The following is a 23,742-nucleotide window of genomic DNA, read 5'->3' on the forward strand; positions in this document are numbered from 1 at the left end:
TTAAGCTCCCTCTTGTGCGAAATAGCCTAAAGTTAGTACTCCAATGACCAAGAGGCTTGCGAAGACCTTGAGCGGCTGTCGAGGTTGCCAGCCTGAAGCTTGCCCGCGTTGATTCATTGCAGCCAGCAATAGCATTAGACAAAATCCTGCACCAATCATACACCCCCATGTTAGGAGTGAACGTTCGGCCCTTCCGACCGCACTTCTGATAGAAGCCTGAGGTGCAATGATTAATGCACCGTAAAGCCAACCTAGCGGATCAACCGCTTCACGCCAAGCAAATGCCGGTTTCCAAGACCCTCTCGCTATGGCGATCAACAGGCCCCATAGGCTATAAAGGACGCCAGCGCCGAAAATTGGGAGCAGCCCTTCGAAGATGAGCCATTTCATCGGACCGTCGAGTGCCATTGTGGTATCCCTGGTCTGCAGTAGACCCAGGATACGCGTGAGTCAATCGGTTCGATTGAGCTTGCTCAATGGCTGGTGGCTTCAGCCTAAGTCGCGGGCGTCGACGTAAGCCCACGCAACAGTTCCGGATGCCAGCGTGACGCCGTGCCGACGATACGCTGCCACCTTGTACGAGTCCGCTTGTCGTAGCTCCTCAGGTGTGACAAGGAGTACCGAACCCGTGACAGCATCCTCCTCGTTGCGACTGCGCGAAATGATCGGATGGTGCGTCTTGCCGCTCGTCGCAACCACGGCAGGATCATCGATCTCCTGCAGCCCGAGCTTATACCCGTTCAACTTGTCCGCCATGCCTTCAAGCTTGCGCCCAAACGTCGCAAGCTGAACGTCTTCCTGTTGCAGCGTCCCATAAGAAAACAGCCTCTCAAACTTTTCCATCTCGCCTCCGATGCAAACATTGAATTGTTTTAATGATAATGTAACGCGGCTGTCCACCATTCAAACACCAATACCGGAGCAAAGAATGCGACAAGATTTCCAGCCACGTTTCCGATCATTCCTGCGCGTGTTCAGCGGCCTGCTGCTGATGGCCTCCGCAGGCTTCGCAGCCGCAGAACCATGCCGCAAGATCAGCACAGAAGCCGAACTTTCCAGCTACGCCCAAACACAGGGAACCCAGGCCACAGTAGCCAGGGACATCTGCTATGCCGAGGGCACAGCGTGGGAGGAGAAGTCGCTAGCCGGTGCTTACGACGTTACGCTGGACCAGCGCTTCGACTTCTATCGACCTGCTTCACTGCCTGCATCGCAAAGGCTGCCCTTGATCATCTGGGCGCATCCGAACGGCATGACCGATAACCTGCCGCAGCAGGGCGACCTTTATGCCAAGCTGGTGACGCCCGCGCTGGCGCTGGGCTTCGCGTTCATGTCGGTCGAATTCCGCCACCCGGTTGCGAGCCAGAGGTATGGCCAGCCGCCCAATCTCGATATCCCCAATACGGACATCGCACGCGCGGTGCAATGGGCGCGGCACCGCTCCGGCATGCTCGGCATTGATGGCATGAATATTTTCATCGTCGGCCAATCACGCGGCACGCTTGGGCTGATGAACGCGTTGTCGAAGAACCTGGCCGATGACCAGAGCCCGTTCCCGTACCAGACCAAGTCTTCGCGTGTCAGGGCCGTGTATGCGGTGCAGGCGCAAACGAGCTACGAGAAAGACCAGGTCAAGGAGACCTTTATCCACCCGGACAGTTGGCCGGCATTCGATGAGCTCTACGCAAACTTCCACCAGCCGGGTAGTGCGATCAACGAAATCTCCACCGACGACCCACCCATCGCGATGCGATATGAGCGCATGCCGACTGACCAGTCGCTGCAGACAGTCGTGCCCCTTCATCTACCTGCGCAGAACGGCAGCTGTGCTTATCCGGAGGGATGCTTCGACTTCCATCATCCGAACTTCGGCTTGAAACTGCACTTGGCATTCAAGGCGCTCTCACCAACCCAGCCGGCTTCGAAATTCGACATCGCGTACAACGTGCCGACCGGGTATCTCTACGTTGACCAAGCGACCAACCGCCCCTATGCCTGCTTCTTCGCGAAGAACCTGACGCTGGAAGGTCGTGCGAATCTGAGCGCTTATGCAGTTGAGGCATGCGGACTGTAAGCGGAATTCTGCGAGGGAAAACGACAAATCACCCTGAAAATGCGAGGGAAAACGACAAATCCGTCTAGATGAGCTGGAAAATGCGAAGGAAAACGGCAAGTCAAGCAATTCTATGAGCGAAAACGACATACCGCTAGAATTGGTGTGCGCCAAAAAACTGGGGCTCCAAGCTTGGCTTGGAGCCCCAGTTTTTGTTCGGTTGGTGGAGACGGCGGGAATCGAACCCGCGTCCGCAAGCACTCTACAGACAGTTCTACATACTTAGCACTATCATTTAATTTAACCTGTACGGCACGGATGTGCACGTTCCGGACAAGCGATTCACCTTAGATTTAGAGCTACTCGAAGTGAACCCTCGTAGCTCGATCCCTTCTAAATGACCCAACACGGCCTTGCGGCCACACCCGAAGGGCGAGGTGTTGTCGGGCAGGTCAGCGATTAAGCTGCCAGTGCGTACGAGTTATCGTTTGCAGTTAGTTTGTTTCTGGATGTATTTACGAGGTGACCAGCCCTCGGTATGCCCTGTTCTGCTTTGCAACCCACGTCGAAACCAGGTCGTCCCCACAGAAGGAAGCTCTATTTTACATGAATCTTTTCCGCCGCGTCACTCTTCGAGCGAAACCAGCGGGCGGGCATCCTCGGGCAGGCGATTGGCGTGGATCTCGCCGCCGGGGCCGAAGGTGAATTCGACCAGGTGGCGGCGCGAGACTGGCACGTTGGCGGACTTCAGGTCGTGGAAGCTGTCGGCTTCCTTGAAGCCGAGGTCGACGGTCAGGCTCTGCAGCTGGTAAGTCTCGACCAACTGCTCCACGCGGTTGCGCCGGTTGTTGCTTTCGATAGTACCGTGGTGGGCAGGTTTTTCGCCTTCGAAGTAGCGGATCAGCGCGCCTTCCATGACTTCGACGTGCGAGCGGGTGGTGGCTTCGCCGAGCGGGTCCTGGGTTGCGGTTTCCACTTTCACATCCATGCGCTTGATCAGCAGGAAGGTGTCGCGCGCGCCGTCATTTTCTTCCACGATGCGGTTGACGGACGGCAGGCGGCCCTTGGCCAGGCGCGATTGCTGATCGCGCGTGATGCCGACGTATTCCACCGTGCTTTCGTACTTCAGGTCGTTCGGGAATTTCTGCAGCAGGTCGTGCGCGGAATAGCATTCCGTCAGCGCGCCCCAGTTCAGCGTGATGTATTTGTCGTGCAAGGTGACGATCGGCTTTTTGAAGGTCGCTTCAAACGGCACTTCCAGCTCGATCGTGAGCGATTCCTTGCGGTTGTCGGTGCCGGCCAGCAGCGGCACAGTCAGTTTCAGGCCGAAGAAGCCCCAGCTCGTGCCTTTCTTGATGTCGAAGCGCAGGCGCGGGCGGGAGACGACGAAGAACAGCAGCTGCTTTTCCATGGTCGCGTCGAGCGCGAACTGCATGCGGCGCTGGTAGCGGCCGATCGGGGCGCGGAAGTCGGGCTCGAGCGGGTCGTTGACCAGCAGGTCGTACCAGTAGAAGCGGCTCTCGGCAACGGAGGCATCCCAGACCTGCGGCGCGCTGCTGCGCGGTGGGAGCGCCGTCTCGATGTTGTCGTCCCCGTCCATAAAATCTCCAGTTGCCTTTTTCTGTAATCGCTACTGACTATAGTATAGAAATTTATTGCCGTTGGGCAAGTGATAACGTAGTTTCTAGGCTGCCAACGGTGTCGGGGATGGTACGGTTGCGCGAATCAGGGCCAGCAAGTCGGCCGGTGAGGCCAGCAGGTGGTCGGCGCCCCAGGCTGCGGGTTCGACCGCGCCGCAATAGCCCCACTGACAGGCGACGGTGCGCATTCCGGCGGCATGGCCGGCCTGGATGTCGCGCAGGTCGTCGCCGACGTACCAGCATTCTTCCGGCGCCAGGCCAAGGCGGGAAGCGGCTTCCAGCAATGGGGCGGGGTGCGGCTTTGCGTGGGGAGTCGTGTCGCCGGAGACCACGCAGCTTGCCAGTTCCAGGCCGATTTGCGGCACCAGCGGGTCGGTGAAGCGGGCTGGCTTGTTGGTGACGATGCCCCAGCGCAGCCCGGCTTCGGCAATCCCGGCCAGCAGTTCGTGAATGCCGTCGAACAGGGTGCTGTACACTACCATCGCCGCTTCGTAATTGGTGAAGAAGCCGTCGCGCAGTTCTTCAAAGCCTTCGTCCTGCGGCTTGAGGCCGAAGGATACGCCGATCATGCCGCGGGCGCCGTGCGATGCCTGTGGGCGCAGCACCTCGTACGGCGTCGGCTCCAGCCCGCGCACGGTGCGCAGCAGGTTGATTGCGGCGGCCAGGTCGGGCGCGGTGTCGGCCAGGGTGCCATCCAGGTCAAACAAGATGGCGCGCGGGGCTGGGAACAGGCTCATGGTAGGGAAGGGGCTTTCGAAACAGGCGGCGCGCAGGCCGCCTGGCTTTATGCGGGGCGGGTGCAGGCCACCAGGTAATTAACGCTGGTGTCGTTGTTCAGGGAGTAGACCTTGGTGAGCGGATTGTAGCCCATGCCCTTCAAGGCATCTACTTGCAGTCCAGCAGTGCGCACATATTGCGACAGTTCGGCTGGAGTGATGAACTTTTCATAATCGTGCGTGCCCTTGGGGAGCATGCGCAGCAGGTATTCGGCGCCGATCACCGCGAACAGGTAGGCCTTGGGGTTGCGGTTCAGGGTGGAGAAGAAGACGTGGCCGCCCGGCTTTACCAGGGCGGCTGCTGCGCGCACGATGGCGCCCGGGTCGGGCACGTGTTCGAGCATTTCCATGCAGGTGACCACGTCGTATTGGCCTGCTTCCTGGGCTGCCATTTCTTCGGCGGCGATCAGCTTGTAGCGTACCGGTACGCCGGATTCCAGGCTGTGCAGGTCGGCTACTTTGAGGGCTTTTTCGGACAGGTCGATGCCGGTCACCTTGGCGCCTTTGCGGGCCATGGACTCGGACAGGATGCCTCCGCCGCAGCCGATGTCGATCACGTTCTTCCCGGCCAGCGGGGCGCGGGCGTTGATCCATTCCAGGCGCAGCGGATTGATCTCGTGCAGGGGTTTGAATTCGGACGTGGGGTCCCACCAGTGATGGGCCAGCTCGCTGAATTTTTGCAGTTCTAATGGGTCGGCGTTCATAGGGCGGATGATACTTTAGATTCTTCTGGTGCCCAAGCACAAAACCGGTGAATCTGGGGCTGACCCAAGGGTCAGACCCAGGTTTACCGGTTCAAAAAAAAGCCCCGCTCAGGGCGGGGCTGCAATAGCGCTTTAGCGCCGGGAATTACTTCTTGGTGCCAACAACCTCGATTTCCACGCGGCGGTTCTTGGCGCGGCCTTCGGCGGTCGTGTTGTCCGCGATTGGCTGCTTCTCGCCCTTGCCTTCGGTGTACACGCGGTTGGCTTCAACGCCCTTGCTCAGCAGGTATGCCTTGACGGCTTCAGCGCGGCGCAGCGACAGCTTGTCGTTGTACTGGTCGGTGCCCATGGAGTCGGTGTGGCCGACGCCGATGATCACTTCCAGGTTGATGCCGTCCAGCTTGCCAGCCAGTTCGTCCAGCTTTTCTTTCGCTTCTGGCTTCAGCACGGCCTTGTCGTAGTCGAAGAAGGCGTCGGCTGCGAAGGAAACTTTCTCAGCGGTCGGTACTGCGGTCGGGGCTGTCGGGGTTGCAACTGGCGGTACGGCCACTGGCGGCTGCTCTGGTGCTGGTGGTGGAGGTGGCAGCACGCACTTGCCATCCTTCAGCTCTTCCGGTGGGGTGCAGAGCGGCAGGTCGCAACCTGGCACGGCATCGGCCGGAGTCCAGTAGCCGGTGCGCCAGCACAGGCCGAACGGATTGCGGGCGATGACGCCGCGGGCATCCTGCACATAGGCGCTCTTTGGCGTCGCGGCCTTGATGTCCTGGGTTACTGGTGCGAACGGAGGAGCGGTTGGCTTGTCTTGTGCTAGCACAGGGCCGGCCAGAACGGAAGACGCAGCAAACACGGTGGCGAGGATTTTCTTCATATTGGTCTTTTCCTTAAACGGGGTGTCACGCAAATAAAACTAGCTTTTTCATTAGTTTCTCGACCATTTTGCCATATTTTGCAAAACCGCATCAAAACTGGGGGAAAAGGGCAGTTTCGCGTATCTGACCAAAATGTTGTTTTGTTGCAACGCAGCGGTCATAATAAGGTGCATTTGTGTCAACCAGATGACTTTCGTCCGGCCGCCTTGGCGCCATGCTAAAATCGCAGGCTTGTACGCCTGGACACTATAGATCGACCCGCCAATGGATCAATTCGCAAAAGAAACAATCCCAATTTCCCTCGAAGAAGAGATGCGCAAGAGCTACCTCGATTACGCCATGAGCGTGATCGTTGGCCGAGCTCTGCCGGACGCTCGTGACGGTCTGAAGCCAGTACACCGCCGCGTCCTGTTCGGGATGCACGAACTGAACAACGTGTGGAACCGTCCTTACGTGAAATGCGCCCGTGTCGTCGGTGAAGTCATGGGTAAGTACCACCCGCACGGCGACGCGTCGATTTACGACACGCTGGTGCGTATGGCGCAGGACTTCTCCCTGCGCTACATGCTGGTCGACGGCCAGGGTAACTTCGGTTCCATCGACGGCGACAACGCTGCGGCGATGCGTTATACCGAGTGCCGCCTGGACAAGATTTCGCAGGAACTGCTGGCCGACATCGACAAGGAAACCGTCGATTTCGCGCCCAACTATGACGGCAAGGAGAAAGAGCCTACCGTCCTGCCGACCAAGATTCCTAACCTGCTGATCAACGGTTCCTCCGGTATTGCAGTGGGTATGGCGACCAATATCCCGCCGCACAACCTGACGGAAGTGATCAACGGCGCGCTGCACGTGCTGTCCAACCCGGATTGCTCGATCGATGAACTGATCGAGATCATCCCGGCGCCGGACTTCCCGACCGGCGGCACGATTTACGGCGTGTCCGGCGTGCGCGATGGTTACCGCACCGGCCGTGGCCGCGTGGTCATGCGCGCCAAGACCCACTTCGAGGAATACGGCAAGGAAGGCGGCCGCACCGCGATCATCGTGGACGAGCTGCCATACCAGGTCAACAAGAAGTCCCTGCTGGAGCGCATCGCCGAAAACGTGCGCGACAAGAAGCTGGAAGGCATTTCCGACATCCGCGACGAGTCCGACAAGTCGGGCATGCGCGTGGTGATCGAGCTGAAACGCGGTGAAGTGCCGGAAGTGGTGCTGAACAACCTGTACAAGCAGACCCAGTTGCAGGATACCTTCGGCATGAACATGGTCGCCCTGGTGGACGGCCAGCCGAAGCTGATGAACCTGAAGGACCTGCTGGCCACCTTCCTGTCGCACCGCCGCGAGGTGGTGACCCGCCGTACCGTATTCGAATTGCGCAAGGCGCGCGAACGCGGCCACGTGCTGGAAGGCCTGGCGGTTGCACTGGCCAACATCGACGATTTCATCGCCATCATCAAGGCGGCGCCGACGCCGCCGATCGCGAAACAGGAACTGATGGCGCGCGGCTGGGATTCGTCCATCGTGCGCGAAATGCTGAAGCGTACCGGCGAAGAAGGCCAGGGTGGTATCGAAGCCTTCCGTCCGGAGCACCTGCCGAAGCACTACGGCCTGCAGTCCGACGGCCTGTACAAGCTGTCCGACGAACAGGCAGGCGAAATCCTGCAGATGCGCCTGCAGCGCCTGACCGGCCTGGAACAGGACAAGATCGTCAACGAGTACAAGGACGTCATGGCCCTGATCGCCGACCTGCTGGACATCCTGTCCAAGCCTTCGCGCGTGACCGCCATCATCACCGACGAACTGAATGCCTCCAAGCTGGAGTTCGGCGAGAAAGATCCTCGCCGCTCGAACATCGAGAACAACGCGACCGATCTGGAAACCGAAGACCTGATCACGCCGCAGGACATGGTGGTGACCCTGTCGCACATGGGCTATATGAAGGCCCAGCCGCTGTCCGAATACCGCGCCCAGAAACGCGGCGGCCGCGGTAAGCAGGCAGCGGCAACCAAGGATGAAGACTGGATCGACCAGCTGTTCATCGCCAACACCCATGACTACATCCTGTGCTTCTCCAACCGCGGCCGCATGTACTGGCTGAAGGTGTGGGAAGTGCCGCAAGGCTCGCGCACTTCGCGCGGCAAGCCGATCGTGAACATGTTCCCGTTGCAGGATAACGAGAAGATCACCGTGGTGCTGCCGCTGTCCGGCGAAAACCGCACCTTCCCGGAAGACCACTACGTCTTCATGTCGACCAGCCTGGGTACCGTGAAGAAGACCCCGCTGAAGGACTTCTCCAATCCACGCAAGGCCGGCATCATCGCGGTCGACCTGGACGAAGGCGACTTCCTGATCGGTGCTGCGCTGACCGACGGCAAGCACGATGTGATGCTGTTCTCCGACGCCGGCAAGGCAGTGCGCTTCGACGAAAACGACGTGCGTCCGATGGGCCGTACTGCGCGCGGTGTGCGCGGCATGAACCTGGAAGAAGGCCAGAACGTGATCGCGCTGCTGGTGGCAGAGAACGAGCAGCAGTCGGTGCTGACCGCAACCGAGAACGGCTTCGGCAAGCGTACCCCGATCACCGAGTACACCCGCCACGGCCGCGGCACCAAGGGCATGATCGCGATCCAGACCTCCGAGCGCAACGGCAAGGTGGTGGCGGCCACCCTGGTGCAGGCAACCGACGAGATCATGCTGATCACGACCGGCGGTGTGCTGATCCGCACCCGGGTATCGGAGATCCGCGAGATGGGCCGCGCGACTCAGGGCGTGACCCTGATTGCGGTGGAGGATGGCACCAAGCTCTCGGGCTTGCAGCGGATCGTCGAGGCAGACGCCGACGAGCCTGAAGCGGAAGCCGAAAACGGCGACGCGGCCGAATAAGGCCGACCCGCAACGGGCCCCGTCTGAGTGATCAGGCCGGGCCCGTTAGTTTTTTCAACGACCAAATTCGAAAAACGGATAAGCAATGAAGAACATCGTCGTAGCCTTGATCGCTTCCCTCGCCCTGGTCCAGGGCGCATTGGCTGCCGACCCGGCGCCGGCCAATGCCGCCGCAGTGCGCGAACTGCTGGACGCAATGAACTACCGCACCATGTGGAAGGCATCGATGGAGCAGATGTCGAAGACCCTGCCAGGCATCATGCGCCAGCAGATCGAAGCCACGATTCAGGCCGACACCACCCTGACCGAGGCGCAGCGCAAGGAAAAGCTGCAGCAGCTGCAGGCGCAATTGCCGAAAATGACTGAAATACTGAACAGCGTTTTCACGGACCCGGGCCTGATGGCGGATATGGAAGCCGAAATGATCGCGCTGTACTCGCGCCATTTCACTGCCGACGAACTGAAACAGATCGCGGCTTACTACCGCACGCCGGTCGGCATGAAGAGCATGCAGTTGATGCCGCAAGTGATGGCTGAATCGATGGCGATTGGCCAGCGCGTGACCACGCCGCGCATTCAGAAGGCAATGGAGCAGTTCCGTTATAAATAAGGGAGCAAGCATGAAGAAGATCGCCTTTGCAGCTGCAGTATTCGCTTTCGCCGCCTCAGTCCATGCCGCCCCGGCAAGCGAAGCATCGGTCCGTGAGCTGATGGAAACGACTGGCGCCCGCGCCAACATGGCTATTTCGCTGCAAAACCTGGCGAAGACGCTTCCGCAGATCCTGCGCATGCGTGCGGAAACGATGGCGCGCAATAATCCCAAGCTCAGCGAGGAGCAGCGCAAGGCGGAACTGGCGACTGTGGAGCGCCGCATGCCGGCCATTACCATCGCGCTGCAAAAGGACCTGAACGATCCGAAACTGGTCGACGAGCTGTACAACCAGGTGGTGCCGCTGTACACGCGTCATTTCACGCAAGATGAAGTGAAGGCATTGACGGCTTTCTACCGCAGCCCGGCCGGCAAGAAATCGCTGGAAGTCATGCCTGTCCTGATGGGCGAAAGCGCACAGGCTGCACAAAAGCTGGTGCAGGAGCGCGCCAAGCGCATTGTCGAACAAACGAAGTGAGGAGTATCGAAGTGACGAACATCTACAATTTCTCCGCCGGCCCGGCCGTGCTGCCTAAGGAAGTGCTGCAACAGGCGGCCGCTGAAATGCTTGACTGGCAGGGTAGCGGGATGTCCGTCATGGAGATGAGCCACCGTGGTCCGGAGTTCATTTCGATCTATAGAGCGGCCGAGCGTGACCTGCGCGAGCTGCTGGCCGTGCCGGACAATTACAAGATCCTGTTCATGCAGGGCGGCGGCCTGTCGCAGAATGCCGTGCTGCCGATGAACCTGTGCGGCGGCGCCGACAGCACTATCGATTTCGTGCAGACCGGCTCCTGGTCCAGCAAGTCGATCAAGGAAGCGGCGCGCTATGCCCGCGTCAATGTGGCTGCCTCGTCGCAGGCTACCGGCTTCGACCGCGTGCCGGACCAGAAGGACTGGAAGCTCACGCCGGGCGCGTCCTACCTGCACATCTGCACCAACGAGACCATCGACGGCGTTGAATTCAACTTTGTGCCGACCGCGCAGGGCGATACCGATATCGTGGCCGACATGTCGTCCCACATCCTGTCGCGTCCGGTGGACGTCAGCAAGTACGGCGTGATTTTCGGCGGCGCGCAAAAGAATATCGGTCCGGCCGGCGTGACCGTGGTTATCGTGCGCGATGACTTGATCGGCAAGGCGCTGCCATTCTGCCCATCCGCCTTCGACTTCAAGAACGTGGCGGATAATGAATCGATGTACAACACGCCACCGACCTACGGCATTTATATTGCCGGCCTGGTGTTCCAGTGGCTGAAGAAGCAGGGCGGCGTGGCTGCCATGGAAAAGCGTAATATTGAGAAAGCCGAGCTGCTGTACAACGCACTCGACGCCGACGAGTTCTACCAGAATCGCGTCGCAAAAGAATACCGTTCGCGCATGAACATCCCGTTCTACCTGCGCGACGAATCGAAAAATGAAGCATTCCTGGCCGGTGCGAAGGCGCGCGGGCTGTTGCAGCTGAAGGGCCATAAGTCCGTCGGTGGTATGCGGGCGTCGATCTATAACGCGATGCCGATCGAGGGCGTGCAAGCGCTGGTCGATTATTTGAACGAATTTGCTGGCCGTTAAAACCGGCAAACCGGTGTCTGACCCACGGGGTCAGACACCTATACGCAGCCGCCGCAGGCCGGAGGTGCCTGACCCTGCGGGTCAGGCACCGGGTTACCGGTTTAAGCCAGCACAAAAGTGAACGCAAACTAATGACAGACAAACTGAAACCCCTCCGCGAGAAGATCGATTCGATCGACGCGCAAATCTTGGCGTTGCTCAACGAGCGCGCCAAAGTGGCGCAGGAAGTCGGCCACGTCAAGGCCGAAACCAACGCGCCCGTGTTCCGTCCCGAGCGCGAAGCCCAGGTGCTGCGCGGCGTGGCCGACCGCAACCCTGGCCCCCTGGGTGCACGCGAAGTGCAGACCATCTTCCGCGAAATCATGTCGGCATGCCGCGCCCTGGAGCGCCGCGTGACCGTGGCCTATCTCGGCCCGGCCGGCACCTTCAGCGAACAAGCGGTGTACGCCCAGTTCGGCACAGCAGTGGATGGCATCCCTTGCGCCTCCATCGACGAAGTGTTCCGCGCGACGGAAGCCGGTACCGCCGATTTCGGCGTGGTGCCGGTCGAGAATTCCTCCGAAGGAGCGGTGAACCGCACCCTGGACCTGATGCTGGCGACGCCTTGCCTGATCTCCGGCGAGATCGCCATTGCGGTCCATCACAGCCTGATGACCAAGACCGGCACCATGGAAGGCGTGCAGGTGATCTGCGCCCATTCGCAGGCCTTGGCCCAATGCCAGGTCTGGTTGAACCAGAATTATCCGCACATCGAGCGCCGCGCCGTGGCCTCGAATGCTGAAGCGGCACGCATGGCGGGCGACGACCCGACCATCGCTGCCATCGCCAGCGAACACGCCGGCGCGCAATATGGACTGGGCGTGGTCAATGCCCACATCCAGGACGACCCGCACAACCGCACCCGCTTCGTGGTGATCGGCAGCCTGCAGACCAACCCGTCCGGCCGCGACCACACTTCGATGGTGCTGGCGGTGCCGAACAAGGCCGGCGCCGTGTACCAGTTGCTGGCTCCGTTGGCCAAGCATGGCGTGTCGATGACGCGCTTCGAGTCGCGCCCGGCCCGCATCGGCACCTGGGAATACTATTTTTATGTAGACGTAGAAGGGCACGTACAAGACCCGTCCGTGACAAAGGCATTGGCTGAACTCAAGGACAATGCTGCCTTCTTCAAAGTGCTGGGCTCTTACCCGACCAGCCTCACCTGACCTTTAAAAGAGATTAGAAACATGTCCAAGACTTACGGCCCTGAATACGTTCGTGCAATCGCTCCTTACCAAGCGGGCAAGCCTATCTCCGAGGTGGCGCGCGAATTTGGCCTGAAAGAAGAATCCATCGTCAAGCTGGCATCGAACGAAAACCCGTTCGGCGTGCCGGAATCGGCGCAGAAGGCCATGGCCGCTGCCGCCGCGGAACTGGGCCGCTACCCGGATGCCAACGCCTTCGACCTGAAGATGGCGCTGTCCAAGCGCTACGATGTGCCGATGGATTGGATCACGCTGGGCAACGGCTCCAACGATATCCTGGAAATCGCTGCACACGCTTTCGTTGAGCGCGGCCAGTCCGTCGTGTACTCGCAGTACTCGTTCGCCGTGTACGCATTGGCGACCCAGGGCATTGGCGCGCGCCATATCGTGGTGCCGGCCAAGGACCATGGCCACGACCTGGATGCGATGGCTGCCGCGATTGAGGCGGACACCAAGCTGGTGTTCATTGCCAACCCGAACAACCCGACCGGCACTTTCGTCTCCGGCGCCGAGATCGAAGCTTTCCTGCAGAAGGTTCCGGCGCACGTTGTCGTGGTGCTGGACGAAGCTTACAACGAATTCCTGAAGAAGGAAGACCAGTACGAGTCGGCTGCCTGGGTCAAGAAGTACCCGAACCTGCTGGTGTCGCGTACCTTCTCCAAGGCCTATGGCCTGGCGGGCCTGCGCGTGGGCTTTGCGCTGGCGCAGCCCGAAGTGACCGACCTGATGAATCGCATTCGCCAACCGTTCAATGTCAACTCGCTGGCGCAGGCTGCGGCGATTGCGGCGCTGAACGACAAGGAATTCCTGGACAAGTCGGCTGCCAACAATGCCGCGGGCTACGAGCAGTTCGTGGAGGCGTTCAAGGATATGGGGCTTGAGTTCGTGCCGTCGTACGGTAACTTCGTGCTGGTGCGCGTGGGTAACGATGACGCGGCTGGCGCGCGCATCAACCTGGCGCTGCTGAAGCAGGGTGTGATCGTGCGCCCGGTGGGCAATTACGGCTTGCCGCAGTGGCTGCGTATTTCCATCGGCCTGCCGCAAGAGAATGCGGTGCTGATTTCTGCGCTGCGCAAGGCGCTGGCGGAGGATCGTGCTTAACAAGGTCGTCATCTTTGGCGTTGGCCTGATCGGCGGCTCGTTTGCGCGAGGGCTGAAGCAGGCTGGCGCTGCTCGGCATATTGTTGGCGTTGATCGCTCGGAGGCATTCCTGGCGCGGGCGCTTGAGTTGGGCATCATCGACTCGGCCGCCCAGACCGGTAACCCGGTGCCTGACCCGCAGGGTCAGGCACCGATACGCGACGGCCGCATACCGGTGTCTGACCCTGCGGGTCAGACACCGATACGCGACGGCCGCATACCGGTGTCTGACCCTGCGGGTCAGACACCGCTTTACAGGTTTGAAGACGCAATAAAAGGCGCCGACCTGATCCTGCTGGCCGCGCCAGTCGCGCAAACAGCCCGTATCCTGTCATCGATCCTGCCACACCTGGACGCCAACACCGTGGTCACCGACGCCGGCAGCACCAAATCCGACGTCGTCGTTGCCGCGCGCACCGTCATGGGCGACAAAGTCAGCCAATTCGTCCCCGGCCACCCCATCGCCGGCCGCGAAACCAACGGCCCCGACGCCGCCATCGTCGACCTGTACAAAGGCAAAAAAACCGTCCTCACGCCCCTGGCCGAGAACGCCCCCGCCGCCATCGAGCGCGTGGCGCAAGCCTGGAAAGCCTGCGGCGCCGTCATCCACACCCTGACCCCGGAAGAGCACGACAAAGTGTTCGCCGCCGTCAGCCATCTTCCCCACCTGCTGGCCTACGCGCTGGTAGACGACATCGAACGCAAGCCCCACTCGGATTTGCTGTTCCAATATGCTGCCAGCGGATTCCGCGACTTCACCCGCATCGCCGGCAGCTCGCCTGAAATGTGGCGCGACATCAGCCTCGCCAACCAGGCCGCACTCCTGACTGAGCTGGATGCATATCTGGCACAATTAACCCGTTTGCGCGCCAGCCTTGCCGCTGGCGACGCCGCCGCCCTTGAAGCGACCTACGCCAACGCCCAGCGCGCGCGCCGGCAATGGATCGAGACCATCGAGGCGGCTGAGCCGCCGCAGCCGAAAGACGCGGCGGCAGAATAAGGAACACGCATGACTGATTATCCGCATTACCTCGACCTGCTGCCGGTCGCCCGCGCCGAGGGCACGGTGCGCCTGCCAGGTTCGAAATCCATCTCCAACCGCATCCTGCTGCTGGCCGCGCTGGCCGAAGGCGAAACCCGCGTGATCGACTTGCTAGCCTCCGACGACACTGCCGTGATGCTGGCCGCCCTGCGCTCGCTGGGCGTGGAATGGACCGAGCATCGCGAAGGCGAAAGCACAGTGCACGTGGTGCAGGGCGTGAAAGGCAGCTGGCCGCTGCGCACTGCCGACCTGTTCATGGGCAACGCCGGCACCGCGATCCGCCCGCTGACCGCTGCGCTGGCCGTGATCGGCGGCGACTACAAGGTGCACGGCGTGCCCCGCATGCACGAGCGCCCGATCGGCGACCTGGTCGACGCGCTGAACGCCGCCGGCGCCGATATCGAATACACGATGAACAAGGGCTACCCGCCGCTGCACATCCGCACTGGCGAGTTCAAATCGCAGCGCTTGAAGGTGCGCGGCGATGTGTCGAGCCAGTTCCTGACCGCGCTGCTGATGGTGGCGCCGCTGATGGCGCGCGAGCATGCGGTGACCATCGAAGTGGAAGGCGAACTGATTTCCAAGCCTTACATTGAGATCACCCTGAACCTGATCCGCCGCTTTGGCGGTGTGGTCGAGCAGGATGGCTGGTCGTCGTTCACTACTCCGGCCAGCCAGACCTACAAGAGCCCGGGCACCATCCATGTGGAAGGCGATGCCTCCAGCGCCTCCTACTTCCTGGCTGCCGGCGCGATTGGCCGCGGCCCGGTGCGGGTGCAGGGGGTGGGCCGCGATTCGATCCAGGGCGACGTGCGCTTTGCGCAGGCGCTGGAGCAGATGGGCGCGACCATTGTCATGGGCGACAACTGGATTGAAGCCAGCGCGCCTGGCCCGCTGAAGGCGGTCGACATGGACTTCAACCACATTCCGGATGCGGCGATGACCATTGCCGTGGCGGCGCTGTATGCCGAGGGCACGACCACCTTGCGCAATATCGCTTCGTGGCGCGTGAAGGAGACCGACCGGCTGTCGGCCATGGCGACCGAGCTGCGCAAGCTGGGCGCAACGGTGGAGGAGGGGGTCGACTGGCTGTCCGTGACGCCGCCGGCTACACTGCTGCCGGCTGCCATTGATACCTATGACGACCACCGCATGGCGATGTGCTTCTCGCTGGCTTCCCTGGATGGGTTCATCCGCCAGGGCGCCAAGGTTCGCATCAATGATCCAAAATGCGTCGCGAAGACGTTCCCTGAGTACTTCACCGCGTTTGCGTCTATCGCTAAGCGTGGTAGCGTTTAACTTTTAGCCAAGACCTGGAAAACCGGTAAACCAGTGTCAGACCCGCAGGGTCTGACACTCGGCCTGCGGCTGCCGCGTCATAGGTGTCTGACCCTGTGGGTCAGACAACGGTTTACCGGTTTTAATGATTAAATTTATGCCAACATCGAACATCCCAGTCATCACCATCGACGGCCCGACCGCTAGCGGCAAGGGCACCGTGGCCCACAAGGTCGCGGATAAGCTTGGCTTCCACCTCCTCGATTCCGGCGCCCTGTACCGCCTGACCGCCCTGCAGGCCCTGCGCCGCGAAACCAACCTGAACGACGAGCACGCCCTGGCCAAGCTGGCCGAGCACCTGAACATCCATTTCGCTGGCGACGCCATCTACCTGTCGCAGGAAAACGTCACCGACGCCATCCGCGCCGAGGAAGTTGGCAATACTGCATCGAAAATCGCTGCTTTGCCCGCCGTGCGCCAAGCCCTGTACGGCCTGCAGCTGAGTTTCCGCAAGACCCCAGGCCTGGTGGCCGACGGCCGCGACATGGGCTCGGTCATCTTCCCGCACGCCCCCCTGAAGGTGTTTTTGACCGCCTCCGTCGAAGCGCGCGCCGATCGTCGCTATAAGCAATTGATCGGAAAGGGAATTTCTGCTAGTATGCAAGACCTGCTGATGGATTTGAAAGCGCGCGACGACCGGGATATGAACCGGGCCATTGCACCGCTGGCGCCGGCAGAGGGTGCGTACCTCCTCGATACGTCTGCCATGAACGCTGATGAAGCGACCGAGCAGGTGTTGAAATGGTGGGCCGCCGCCCATAAATAAATAGCTGTTTTTGTTCAACCCTCAACCCAGTTGAAGCCGCATAGTGCGGGCCTTACTGGCTAACCTGGAAATAAATAATGGAAAGTTTTGCAGCCCTCTTCGAAGAGTCCCTGTCGCGTCAAGACATGCGCTCTGGCGAAGTGATCTCCGCTGAAGTCGTGCGTCTGGACCACAACTTTGTGATCGTTAACGCAGGCCTGAAATCGGAAGCTTTCATTCCTGTTGAAGAATTCAAGAATGACCAAGGCGAACTGGAAGTCAAAGTAGGCGACTTCGTTTCCGTGGCCATCGAATCGCTGGAAAATGGTTTCGGCGATACCATCCTGTCCCGTGACAAGGCCAAGCGCCTGGCATCGTGGCTGGCACTGGAAAAAGCAATGGAATCCGGCGAAATCGTCGTTGGTACCGTCAATGGCAAAGTCAAGGGCGGCCTGACCGTTCTGACCAACGGCATCCGCGCTTTCCTGCCAGGTTCGCTGGTAGACACCCGTCCAGTCAAGGACACCACCCCATTCGAAGGCAAGACCCTCGAGTTCAAGGTTATCAAGCTGGACCGCAAGCGTAACAACGTGGTTCTGTCCCGCCGCGCCGTCATCGAAGCTTCGATGGGCGAAGAGCGTCAGAAGCTGATGGAAACCCTGAAAGAAGGCACCGTGGTGACCGGCGTCGTCAAGAACATCACCGACTACGGTGCGTTCGTTGACCTGGGCGGCATCGACGGCCTGCTGCACATCACCGACCTGGCATGGCGCCGCGTGCGTCACCCGTCGGAAGTCCTGACCGTTGGCCAGGAAATCACCGCCAAGGTCCTGAAGTACGATCAAGAGAAGAACCGTGTGTCCCTGGGCGTGAAGCAACTGGGCGACGATCCTTGGACCGGTCTGTCCCGTCGTTACCCACAAGGCACCCGCCTGTTCGGTAAAGTCACCAACCTGACCGACTACGGTGCGTTCGTTGAAGTTGAACAAGGCATCGAAGGCCTGGTTCACGTGTCCGAAATGGACTGGACCAACAAGAACGTGGCTCCTAACAAAGTCGTTCAACTGGGCGACGAAGTTGAAGTCATGGTCCTGGAAATCGACGAAGAGCGTCGTCGTATCTCCCTGGGCATGAAGCAGTGCAAGGCAAACCCTTGGGACGACTTCGGCATGACCCACAAGAAGGGCGATAAGGTCAAGGGCGCCATCAAGTCGATCACCGACTTCGGCGTGTTCATCGGCCTGCCAGGCAACATCGACGGCCTGGTGCACCTGTCCGACCTGTCCTGGACCGAGTCCGGCGAAGAAGCCGTACGCAAGTTCAAGAAAGGTGACGAACTGGAAGCCGTGGTTCTGGCAATCGACGTTGAGCGTGAGCGCGTTTCCCTGGGCGTCAAGCAACTGGAAGGCGATCCATTCAACAACTTCGCAGCCATGAACGACAAGGGCTCCCTGGTGACCGGTACCGTTAAGTCGGTTGAGCCAAAAGGCGCCGTGATCGCCCTGTCCGAAGAAGTTGAAGGCTACCTGCGCGCTTCCGAAATCTCCCGCGACCGCGTGGAAGATGCCGGCACCCACCTGAAGGTTGGTGATTCCGTGGAAGCCCTGGTGATCAACATCGATCGCAAGGCACGTTCGATCCAGCTGTCGATCAAAGCTAAGGACAACGCAGAAACCGCTGAAGTGATGTCGAAGATGGCTGCTGATTCCAGCGCCGCATCCGGCACCACCAGCCTGGGCGCGCTGCTGAAAGCCAAGTTCGACAACAAGAACTAATCTACCGAGCACTTAGATGACTAAGTCCGAATTGATCAACCGACTGGCTGAGCGGTACTCCCAGCTGGTGGCCAAAGATGCGGAGTATGCCGTCAAGACCATCCTCGATGCGATGACCAACGCTTTGGCCGACGGCCAGCGCATCGAGATCCGTGGTTTTGGCAGCTTTGCCCTGAATTCGCGGCCGCCACGCATTGGGCGCAATCCCAAGTCCGGCGACAAGGTGATGGTCCCTGAAAAACGGGTGCCGCACTTCAAGCCGGGCAAGCAGCTGCGCGAGCGGGTCGATGCGATGGTCGGGCAACCGATCATTGAGGACTGAGTCTCTGGCACAGTAGAATGAAGGGGCGGGCATTTGCCTGCCCTTTTTTTTGTTGTTTAGAACCGGTAAACCAGGGTCTGACCCGCAGGGTCAGACCCTCAACGGTTTCGAAGCCGCGGGTTTGGTTTCGAGGCCTTTGATCTTTTTCGAAAGTCAAAAGCTCAGAACCAACACCAACGGCCGTCGAGCAGACAGGGTCTGACCCTGCGGGTCAGACCCTGGTTTACCGGTTTTAAAGATAGGAACCAAGAATGAAATTTATTTCCACCGCCTTCGGCGTTGTCCTGTTTGTCCTGTTCTTTGGTTTTGCGTTAAAAAACACGCAGGAAGTCGACCTGCACCTGTTCCTGAATTACGAGCTGCGCGGCCCACTGGTGCTGATGCTGCTGGCCTTCTTCGTGGCCGGCGCCGCCCTGTGCATCCTTGCGCTGACTCCTACCTTGTTCCGCCAGCGCCGCGAATCGAACAAGCAGAAATCCACCATCCAATCCCTGCAGACCGCGGCCATGCAAGTAAACGAGCGCCCGCTGCCGGACAGCATCAACCCCCAGCGCTAAAATAAATATGGATTTTGAACTCTGGTGGCTGCTGGGCATCCCAGCCATGTTTGCCCTTGGCTGGATCGCCGCACGCGTCGATATCCGCGCCGTGGTATCCGAATCGCGCACGCTGCCGCGCGGTTATTTCCGAGGCCTGAACCATCTATTGAACGACCAGCCGGACAAGGCCATCGATTCGTTCATCGAGATCGTCAAGCTCGATCCCGAAACCGCCGACATGCACTTCGCACTGGGCAACCTGTTCCGCCGCCGCGGCGAAACGGAGCGCGCTATCCGCGTGCACCAGAACCTGCTGTCGCGCCCAGACCTGCCGGCCGAGCAGCGCGCCCATGCCGAATATGAGCTGGGCCAGGATTACCTGAAAGCCGGCCTGCTGGACCGCGCCGAAGAAACCTATACCCGCCTGCTGGACACTTCCTACGCCGTGCAAGGCCGCAAGGCGCTGCTGGAAATCTACCAGCGCGAAAAGGAATGGAAGCGCGCCATCGAAGCCGCGCTTGCGCTGCAGGAGTCCGGTGCCGGCTCGCGCCAGAAGGAAATATCGCAGTTCTACTGTGAACTGGCGCAGGACGCACTGGTGCACATGAAGCCCGAAGAAGCGGAAAGCCTGCTGGAACAAGCCCTGCAGGCCGACCGCAGCAGCGTGCGCGCCACCATCCTGTGCGGCGACGCGCAGCTGGCGAAAGGCGACACCGAAGCCGCGCTGGTCACCTGGCGCCGCGTCGAGCAGCAATCCGTGCCGCATACCGCGCTGGTCGCAACGCGCCTGATGGACGGCTACCGCAAGGTGGGCCGCCCGCAGGAAGGTGTCAGCCTGCTGAAGTCCTACCTGGAACAAGCATCCTCGATCGACCTGCTGGAAGTAGTGTTCAAGGCCGTCATCGAACTGGAAGGCGTGGACGCCGCCAAGCAAGTGGTGCTCGACGAACTGCGCCGCACGCCGACCCTGCTCGGCCTCGACAAGCTGCTGGAAGCGCGCATGATGGACGCGCCGGCCTCCGTGCTGTCCGAGCTGTCGATGGTCAAGAACCTGGTGCACGGCTACACGCAAAAGCTGGCCCGCTACCAGTGCAGCCACTGCGGCTTCAAAGCCCGCCAGTTCTACTGGCACTGCCCGGGATGCAGCCGCTGGGATTCCTACCCGCCGCGCCGCACCGAAGAACTCAACGTGATGAATTAATAGGTGCCTGACCCTGCGGGTCAGACACCGGTTTACCGGTTTTCAAAAATGACCACTAAAAAAGCGCTCGCACTCGACAAAGTACGCATCCTGGTCGCAGGCGACGTCATGCTGGACCGCTACTGGTTCGGCGACGTCAGCCGCATTTCGCCGGAAGCCCCGGTACCCGTGGTGCGCATCGAACGCCGCGAAGCCCGCCTGGGCGGCGCCGCCAACGTCGCACGCAATGCCGCAGCCTTGGGCGCACACGCCGGCCTGCTGGGCATCGTCGGCGCCGACGAAGCAGGATCGGAAGTGGAGCTGCTGCTGCAAAGCGGCGGCATCCACAGCTACCTGAAGCACGACAACGCCATCTCCACCATCATCAAGCTGCGTGTGATCGGCCGCCAGCAGCAGATGGTGCGCATCGACTTCGAAGAGCCGCCAAGCGACGCCGTCTTGCGCAACAAGCTGGTGCAGTTCAAGACCCTGCTGCCGGAATACGACGTGATCGTGCTGTCCGACTACAACAAGGGCGGGCTGGTCGACGTGGCGGAAATGATCGCCACCGCACGCGCAGCCGGCAAGATCGTCATGGTCGACCCGAAAGGCGACGACTTCTCGCCATACAAAGGCGCCACCGTACTGACCCCGAACAAATCGGAACTGAAGCGCATCGTCGGCTCGTGGAACAGCGAAGAACAGCTGGTCACCAAGGCACAGAACCTGCGCGCAGAATTGTCGCTGGACGCGTTGCTGCTGACCCGATCGGAAGAGGGCATGACCCTGTTCACCGACGAAGGCATCTTCAACGTGCATGCCAGCGCCCGCGAAGTGTTCGACGTCTCCGGCGCAGGCGACACCGTGATCGCCACCATGGCCGCCATGCTCGGCTCCGGCGCCGGCTGGCAAGAAGCCGTCGAGACCGCCAACCGCGCCGGCGGCATCGTCGTCGGCAAGCTCGGCACCGCCACCGTCACCCGCGACGAGCTATTCGCATAAAAGTCGGGGTCAGGTCTGGCAATCCGCCACAAAAGGCACGAATGTGCCTTTTGTGGCGGATTGCCAGACCTGACCCCGACTTTTATGGTAATTGCCGCGTGAGATTACCGGCGCGGGAGGGGAGGGATCTTTGTTATATTGGCAATCCGCTCACTCTTCCCGAATTGCCATGCGCCCGATCATCCTTTCCCTGCTGGCTGCCGCGTCGCTGCAAGCGAACGCGCAGCCGAACTTCAATAAAGACATCGCGGGCGGCAGCGACCATCCGCTCGTGCACCGCTATCAAGGTTCGATGCTCTACATGGTCGGCGGCGAAAACCTGGGCCAGGCTAAGGTCGTCGATACCGAAGCTGGCAAGCCGGTACTGAAAAAGGTGGAAGGCAAGACTGCCAACCGTTATTACTGGGGCCCGAAAGGCCGCAGTCCGCTGGAAATCCATCGCAACTACCAGCAGGCGCTGACTGCCGCCGGCTTCAAGGTCCTGTACGCCTGCGAGACCGACCAGTGCGAAAAGGCCAAAGTGCAGAACCTGGTCCAGGAGCTTCCGCGTGAAGTGAACTGGAAATCGTTCGACGCGTATATCAGCAGCACCTTTAATAGCGCCAACCAGCCGGGCTTCCATCTGGTGAGCGCTGCCAAGCCGGGGCCTGGTGGAAACACCTATGTCATGGTCGCACTGTCCGAGTACACCGACTTCCAGCGCGTGCGCCAGTTCGTGCAGATCGTCGAACCGACCGTGATGGAGGGCGGCAAGGTCACCGTTGACACGCGCGCCATCCAGGAAGGCTTGCAGCGCGACGGCAAGGTGGCGCTGTATGGCGTGACCTTCGACACCAACAAGGCCGTGATCCGTGAGCAATCGAGCGAACAACTGGAGCAGATGGCCAAGGCCCTGCAGGCGCAGCCCAAGATGAAAGTCTTCATCGTCGGCCATACCGACGACCAGGGCGAGTTCGAAGCCAACATGACGTTGTCGCAGAAGCGCGCCCAGGCCGTGGCCGATGCGCTGGCAGGCAAGTACGGCATTCAGGCCAGTCGCATGATGCCGCGCGGCGTTGCCAACATGGCGCCGGTGGCCAGCAACGCCAGTGATGAAGGGCGGGCAAAGAACCGTCGTGTGGAATTAGTTGTGCGTTGATTGATCTGCCTCAAACCGCGCGCGGCCCGTGTCAGCCGGGCGGCGCGGGCTGCGTTGTGGCGAAACGAGGTCTTCTCGTGTCCACTTTATGGAGGCAATCATGATCAGGAAACTGCTGCTCGCCGTCGCTACGCTGGTCGCTTGCATGGGCATGGCATTCGCCCAGGTTGACGTCAACAAGGCCGACCAGGCCGCACTGGATAGCGTCAAGGGCATTGGCCCGGCCAAGTCCAAGGCCATCATGGCAGAACGCGCAAAAGGGGAGTTCAAGGATTGGGCCGACCTGGAACAGCGCGTCAAAGGCATCGGCGAGAAAAACGCCATCAAGCTGTCGGAAGCTGGCCTGATGGTCAACGGCAAATCGCGCGAAGGCGCGGCGCCGCGCAAGGAGACTGCGCGCAAATAAGCCAGGACTCGCCGCGTTAATCCGCAGGCAGCGCCATTTATCGGGACGGGGAGGCGTTCATCGCATGCTTCCCCTGGCGCCAGCGGCATGGGGCACAGTTATGGACATGACAATGTCGTCATGCCATGAGAAACTAACGCCCCATGAAACCCCACGTTGTATTCCTCGCCGCAGTCGCCTCTGTTTCTTTGCTTGCATTAGCCCAGCCCACCGCAAGCCTAGACAAGAGCTGGTACCTCGCCGGTGAAAACCCGGACCTGTACGAAATAGGCGCCGACCCCAATGGCTACCGCCGGGGCAGCTTTGCGAAGTTCCTGCGCGCGAAAACAGATGATCGCAAAGCATGGGCAACGCTGATGCAGACCATCGCTGCCGACAAGTACCGCGGCAAGCGCGTGCGTTTATCTGCGCAGGTGCGTGCCGACAGCATCGGTGCCTGGAGTGGCCTGTGGATGCGGGTGGACCTGGAAAACGGCGAGACGGATGGTTTCTACAATAGCCAGGATAAGCCAATCAAGGGCAGTGCTGATTGGCAGCTGCGCAGTGTGACGCTTGATGTCGCTGAAAACGCGGACGTTGTCTTATTTGGCGTGAATGGCGTCGGCGGCGGCACGGTGTGGATCGATGACCTCAAAATGGAAGTGGTGGACAAGAGCGTGCCGGTCGATAAAATGCCGCCGCGCGAATATTGGCGTGCCCAGCACACCAATCCAAGCTTGTAA

Annotated in this window: 24 protein-coding genes and 1 other RNA gene; 18 read left to right on the forward strand and 7 right to left on the reverse strand. The window is 60.5% G+C overall.

From position 1 onward, the window contains the following. Positions 1-408 (reverse strand): hypothetical protein, encoded by a 408-nt coding sequence (locus tag ACN9MU_RS10410; protein ID WP_426344537.1) that lies wholly within the window; start codon positions 406-408, stop codon positions 1-3. 81 nt (positions 409-489) lie between these two features. Continuing rightward, a complete protein-coding gene (locus tag ACN9MU_RS10415; protein WP_426344538.1) occupies positions 490-843 on the reverse strand; it encodes a gamma-glutamylcyclotransferase family protein in 354 nt (117 codons plus the stop codon). Positions 844-928: 85 nt separating this feature from the next. Here ACN9MU_RS10415 and ACN9MU_RS10420 point away from each other — a divergent pair, with 85 nt between their 5' ends. Continuing rightward, complete coding sequence (locus ACN9MU_RS10420; protein ID WP_426344539.1) at positions 929-2,074, forward strand: alpha/beta hydrolase family protein; 1,146 nt, start codon at positions 929-931, stop codon at positions 2,072-2,074. A gap of 200 nt (positions 2,075-2,274) precedes the next feature. Here ACN9MU_RS10420 and ssrA read toward each other — a convergent pair. From ssrA to ompA, 5 genes are all read right to left on the reverse strand, one after another. Beyond that, positions 2,275-2,637: a transfer-messenger RNA gene (ssrA, locus tag ACN9MU_RS10425) on the reverse strand. Positions 2,638-2,678: 41 nt separating this feature from the next. Beyond that, entirely contained in the window at positions 2,679-3,653 is a 975-nt protein-coding gene (locus ACN9MU_RS10430) for a hypothetical protein (RefSeq protein WP_426170401.1), read from the reverse strand. Between the two features lie 84 nt (positions 3,654-3,737). Beyond that, entirely contained in the window at positions 3,738-4,430 is a 693-nt protein-coding gene (locus tag ACN9MU_RS10435) for an HAD family hydrolase (RefSeq protein ID WP_426344540.1), read from the reverse strand. A 47-nt stretch (positions 4,431-4,477) separates the two neighbouring features. Beyond that, positions 4,478-5,173 (reverse strand): bifunctional 2-polyprenyl-6-hydroxyphenol methylase/3-demethylubiquinol 3-O-methyltransferase UbiG, encoded by a 696-nt coding sequence (ubiG, locus tag ACN9MU_RS10440; RefSeq protein WP_426170405.1) that lies wholly within the window; start codon positions 5,171-5,173, stop codon positions 4,478-4,480. 145 nt (positions 5,174-5,318) lie between these two features. Next, positions 5,319-6,041 carry an outer membrane protein OmpA gene (gene ompA, locus ACN9MU_RS10445; protein WP_426344541.1) on the reverse strand — a complete coding sequence of 241 codons (723 nt, stop codon included), beginning with the start codon at positions 6,039-6,041 and terminating at the stop codon, positions 5,319-5,321. 265 nt (positions 6,042-6,306) lie between these two features. Here ompA and gyrA point away from each other — a divergent pair, with 265 nt between their 5' ends. From gyrA to ACN9MU_RS10530, 17 genes are all read left to right on the forward strand, one after another. Continuing rightward, positions 6,307-8,928, forward strand: coding sequence for a DNA gyrase subunit A (gyrA, locus tag ACN9MU_RS10450; RefSeq protein ID WP_426170408.1), 2,622 nt, complete (start codon positions 6,307-6,309; stop codon positions 8,926-8,928). Positions 8,929-9,013: 85 nt separating this feature from the next. Continuing rightward, positions 9,014-9,538 carry a DUF2059 domain-containing protein gene (locus ACN9MU_RS10455; protein WP_426344542.1) on the forward strand — a complete coding sequence of 175 codons (525 nt, stop codon included), beginning with the start codon at positions 9,014-9,016 and terminating at the stop codon, positions 9,536-9,538. 10 nt (positions 9,539-9,548) lie between these two features. Continuing rightward, the gene (locus ACN9MU_RS10460; protein ID WP_426170411.1) at positions 9,549-10,055 is read left to right on the forward strand and encodes a DUF2059 domain-containing protein; all 507 of its coding nucleotides are present in this window, start codon (positions 9,549-9,551) and stop codon (positions 10,053-10,055) included. Between the two features lie 11 nt (positions 10,056-10,066). Beyond that, positions 10,067-11,149 (forward strand): 3-phosphoserine/phosphohydroxythreonine transaminase, encoded by a 1,083-nt coding sequence (serC, locus tag ACN9MU_RS10465; protein WP_426170413.1) that lies wholly within the window; start codon positions 10,067-10,069, stop codon positions 11,147-11,149. A 131-nt stretch (positions 11,150-11,280) separates the two neighbouring features. Then, positions 11,281-12,354: a prephenate dehydratase gene (gene pheA, locus ACN9MU_RS10470; protein ID WP_426170415.1), complete on the forward strand. Its 1,074-nt coding sequence runs from the start codon at positions 11,281-11,283 to the stop codon at positions 12,352-12,354. A 21-nt stretch (positions 12,355-12,375) separates the two neighbouring features. Next, the gene (hisC, locus tag ACN9MU_RS10475; RefSeq protein WP_426322200.1) at positions 12,376-13,494 is read left to right on the forward strand and encodes a histidinol-phosphate transaminase; all 1,119 of its coding nucleotides are present in this window, start codon (positions 12,376-12,378) and stop codon (positions 13,492-13,494) included. Continuing rightward, entirely contained in the window at positions 13,487-14,533 is a 1,047-nt protein-coding gene (locus ACN9MU_RS10480; RefSeq protein WP_426344543.1) for a prephenate dehydrogenase, read from the forward strand. The genes hisC and ACN9MU_RS10480 overlap by 8 nt, the downstream gene beginning before the upstream one ends. 9 nt (positions 14,534-14,542) lie before the next feature. Beyond that, complete coding sequence (aroA, locus tag ACN9MU_RS10485; RefSeq protein WP_426322204.1) at positions 14,543-15,874, forward strand: 3-phosphoshikimate 1-carboxyvinyltransferase; 1,332 nt, start codon at positions 14,543-14,545, stop codon at positions 15,872-15,874. 136 nt (positions 15,875-16,010) lie between these two features. Beyond that, positions 16,011-16,679: a (d)CMP kinase gene (cmk, locus tag ACN9MU_RS10490; protein WP_057260304.1), complete on the forward strand. Its 669-nt coding sequence runs from the start codon at positions 16,011-16,013 to the stop codon at positions 16,677-16,679. Between the two features lie 77 nt (positions 16,680-16,756). Next, positions 16,757-18,433, forward strand: coding sequence for a 30S ribosomal protein S1 (gene rpsA, locus ACN9MU_RS10495; RefSeq protein ID WP_155453574.1), 1,677 nt, complete (start codon positions 16,757-16,759; stop codon positions 18,431-18,433). Positions 18,434-18,449: 16 nt separating this feature from the next. Then, positions 18,450-18,755: an integration host factor subunit beta gene (locus tag ACN9MU_RS10500; RefSeq protein ID WP_028100433.1), complete on the forward strand. Its 306-nt coding sequence runs from the start codon at positions 18,450-18,452 to the stop codon at positions 18,753-18,755. Positions 18,756-19,006: 251 nt separating this feature from the next. Continuing rightward, positions 19,007-19,312 carry a LapA family protein gene (locus ACN9MU_RS10505; protein ID WP_426170425.1) on the forward strand — a complete coding sequence of 102 codons (306 nt, stop codon included), beginning with the start codon at positions 19,007-19,009 and terminating at the stop codon, positions 19,310-19,312. Positions 19,313-19,319: 7 nt separating this feature from the next. Beyond that, positions 19,320-20,495 (forward strand): lipopolysaccharide assembly protein LapB, encoded by a 1,176-nt coding sequence (lapB, locus tag ACN9MU_RS10510; protein WP_426170427.1) that lies wholly within the window; start codon positions 19,320-19,322, stop codon positions 20,493-20,495. Positions 20,496-20,543: 48 nt separating this feature from the next. Further along, positions 20,544-21,476 carry a D-glycero-beta-D-manno-heptose-7-phosphate kinase gene (gene rfaE1 / locus ACN9MU_RS10515; RefSeq protein WP_426322209.1) on the forward strand — a complete coding sequence of 311 codons (933 nt, stop codon included), beginning with the start codon at positions 20,544-20,546 and terminating at the stop codon, positions 21,474-21,476. 169 nt (positions 21,477-21,645) lie between these two features. Beyond that, the gene (locus ACN9MU_RS10520) at positions 21,646-22,614 is read left to right on the forward strand and encodes an OmpA family protein (protein WP_426337277.1); all 969 of its coding nucleotides are present in this window, start codon (positions 21,646-21,648) and stop codon (positions 22,612-22,614) included. 100 nt (positions 22,615-22,714) lie between these two features. Next, positions 22,715-23,020 (forward strand): ComEA family DNA-binding protein, encoded by a 306-nt coding sequence (locus tag ACN9MU_RS10525; RefSeq protein ID WP_426170433.1) that lies wholly within the window; start codon positions 22,715-22,717, stop codon positions 23,018-23,020. 143 nt (positions 23,021-23,163) lie between these two features. After that, positions 23,164-23,742: a transcriptional regulator gene (locus ACN9MU_RS10530; RefSeq protein ID WP_426322213.1), complete on the forward strand. Its 579-nt coding sequence runs from the start codon at positions 23,164-23,166 to the stop codon at positions 23,740-23,742.

The organism is Pseudoduganella sp. R-32 (genome assembly GCF_049913245.1).
Taxonomy (GTDB): domain Bacteria; phylum Pseudomonadota; class Gammaproteobacteria; order Burkholderiales; family Burkholderiaceae_D; genus Rugamonas.

What these genes read in the sequence shown, in the direction of transcription:
- ACN9MU_RS10410 (WP_426344537.1), bottom strand. Translation starts at nt 408, where the DNA reads ATGGCACTCGACGGTCCGATGAAATGGCTCATCTTCGAAGGGCTGCTC.
- ACN9MU_RS10415 (WP_426344538.1), bottom strand. Translation starts at nt 843, where the DNA reads ATGGAAAAGTTTGAGAGGCTGTTTTCTTATGGGACGCTGCAACAGGAA.
- ACN9MU_RS10420 (WP_426344539.1), top strand. Translation starts at nt 929, where the DNA reads ATGCGACAAGATTTCCAGCCACGTTTCCGATCATTCCTGCGCGTGTTC.
- ACN9MU_RS10430 (WP_426170401.1), bottom strand. Translation starts at nt 3,653, where the DNA reads ATGGACGGGGACGACAACATCGAGACGGCGCTCCCACCGCGCAGCAGC.
- ACN9MU_RS10435 (WP_426344540.1), bottom strand. Translation starts at nt 4,430, where the DNA reads ATGAGCCTGTTCCCAGCCCCGCGCGCCATCTTGTTTGACCTGGATGGC.
- ubiG (WP_426170405.1), bottom strand. Translation starts at nt 5,173, where the DNA reads ATGAACGCCGACCCATTAGAACTGCAAAAATTCAGCGAGCTGGCCCAT.
- ompA (WP_426344541.1), bottom strand. Translation starts at nt 6,041, where the DNA reads ATGAAGAAAATCCTCGCCACCGTGTTTGCTGCGTCTTCCGTTCTGGCC.
- gyrA (WP_426170408.1), top strand. Translation starts at nt 6,307, where the DNA reads ATGGATCAATTCGCAAAAGAAACAATCCCAATTTCCCTCGAAGAAGAG.
- ACN9MU_RS10455 (WP_426344542.1), top strand. Translation starts at nt 9,014, where the DNA reads ATGAAGAACATCGTCGTAGCCTTGATCGCTTCCCTCGCCCTGGTCCAG.
- ACN9MU_RS10460 (WP_426170411.1), top strand. Translation starts at nt 9,549, where the DNA reads ATGAAGAAGATCGCCTTTGCAGCTGCAGTATTCGCTTTCGCCGCCTCA.
- pheA (WP_426170415.1), top strand. Translation starts at nt 11,281, where the DNA reads ATGACAGACAAACTGAAACCCCTCCGCGAGAAGATCGATTCGATCGAC.
- hisC (WP_426322200.1), top strand. Translation starts at nt 12,376, where the DNA reads ATGTCCAAGACTTACGGCCCTGAATACGTTCGTGCAATCGCTCCTTAC.
- aroA (WP_426322204.1), top strand. Translation starts at nt 14,543, where the DNA reads ATGACTGATTATCCGCATTACCTCGACCTGCTGCCGGTCGCCCGCGCC.
- cmk (WP_057260304.1), top strand. Translation starts at nt 16,011, where the DNA reads ATGCCAACATCGAACATCCCAGTCATCACCATCGACGGCCCGACCGCT.
- rpsA (WP_155453574.1), top strand. Translation starts at nt 16,757, where the DNA reads ATGGAAAGTTTTGCAGCCCTCTTCGAAGAGTCCCTGTCGCGTCAAGAC.
- ACN9MU_RS10500 (WP_028100433.1), top strand. Translation starts at nt 18,450, where the DNA reads ATGACTAAGTCCGAATTGATCAACCGACTGGCTGAGCGGTACTCCCAG.
- ACN9MU_RS10505 (WP_426170425.1), top strand. Translation starts at nt 19,007, where the DNA reads ATGAAATTTATTTCCACCGCCTTCGGCGTTGTCCTGTTTGTCCTGTTC.
- lapB (WP_426170427.1), top strand. Translation starts at nt 19,320, where the DNA reads ATGGATTTTGAACTCTGGTGGCTGCTGGGCATCCCAGCCATGTTTGCC.
- rfaE1 (WP_426322209.1), top strand. Translation starts at nt 20,544, where the DNA reads ATGACCACTAAAAAAGCGCTCGCACTCGACAAAGTACGCATCCTGGTC.
- ACN9MU_RS10520 (WP_426337277.1), top strand. Translation starts at nt 21,646, where the DNA reads ATGCGCCCGATCATCCTTTCCCTGCTGGCTGCCGCGTCGCTGCAAGCG.
- ACN9MU_RS10525 (WP_426170433.1), top strand. Translation starts at nt 22,715, where the DNA reads ATGATCAGGAAACTGCTGCTCGCCGTCGCTACGCTGGTCGCTTGCATG.
- ACN9MU_RS10530 (WP_426322213.1), top strand. Translation starts at nt 23,164, where the DNA reads ATGAAACCCCACGTTGTATTCCTCGCCGCAGTCGCCTCTGTTTCTTTG.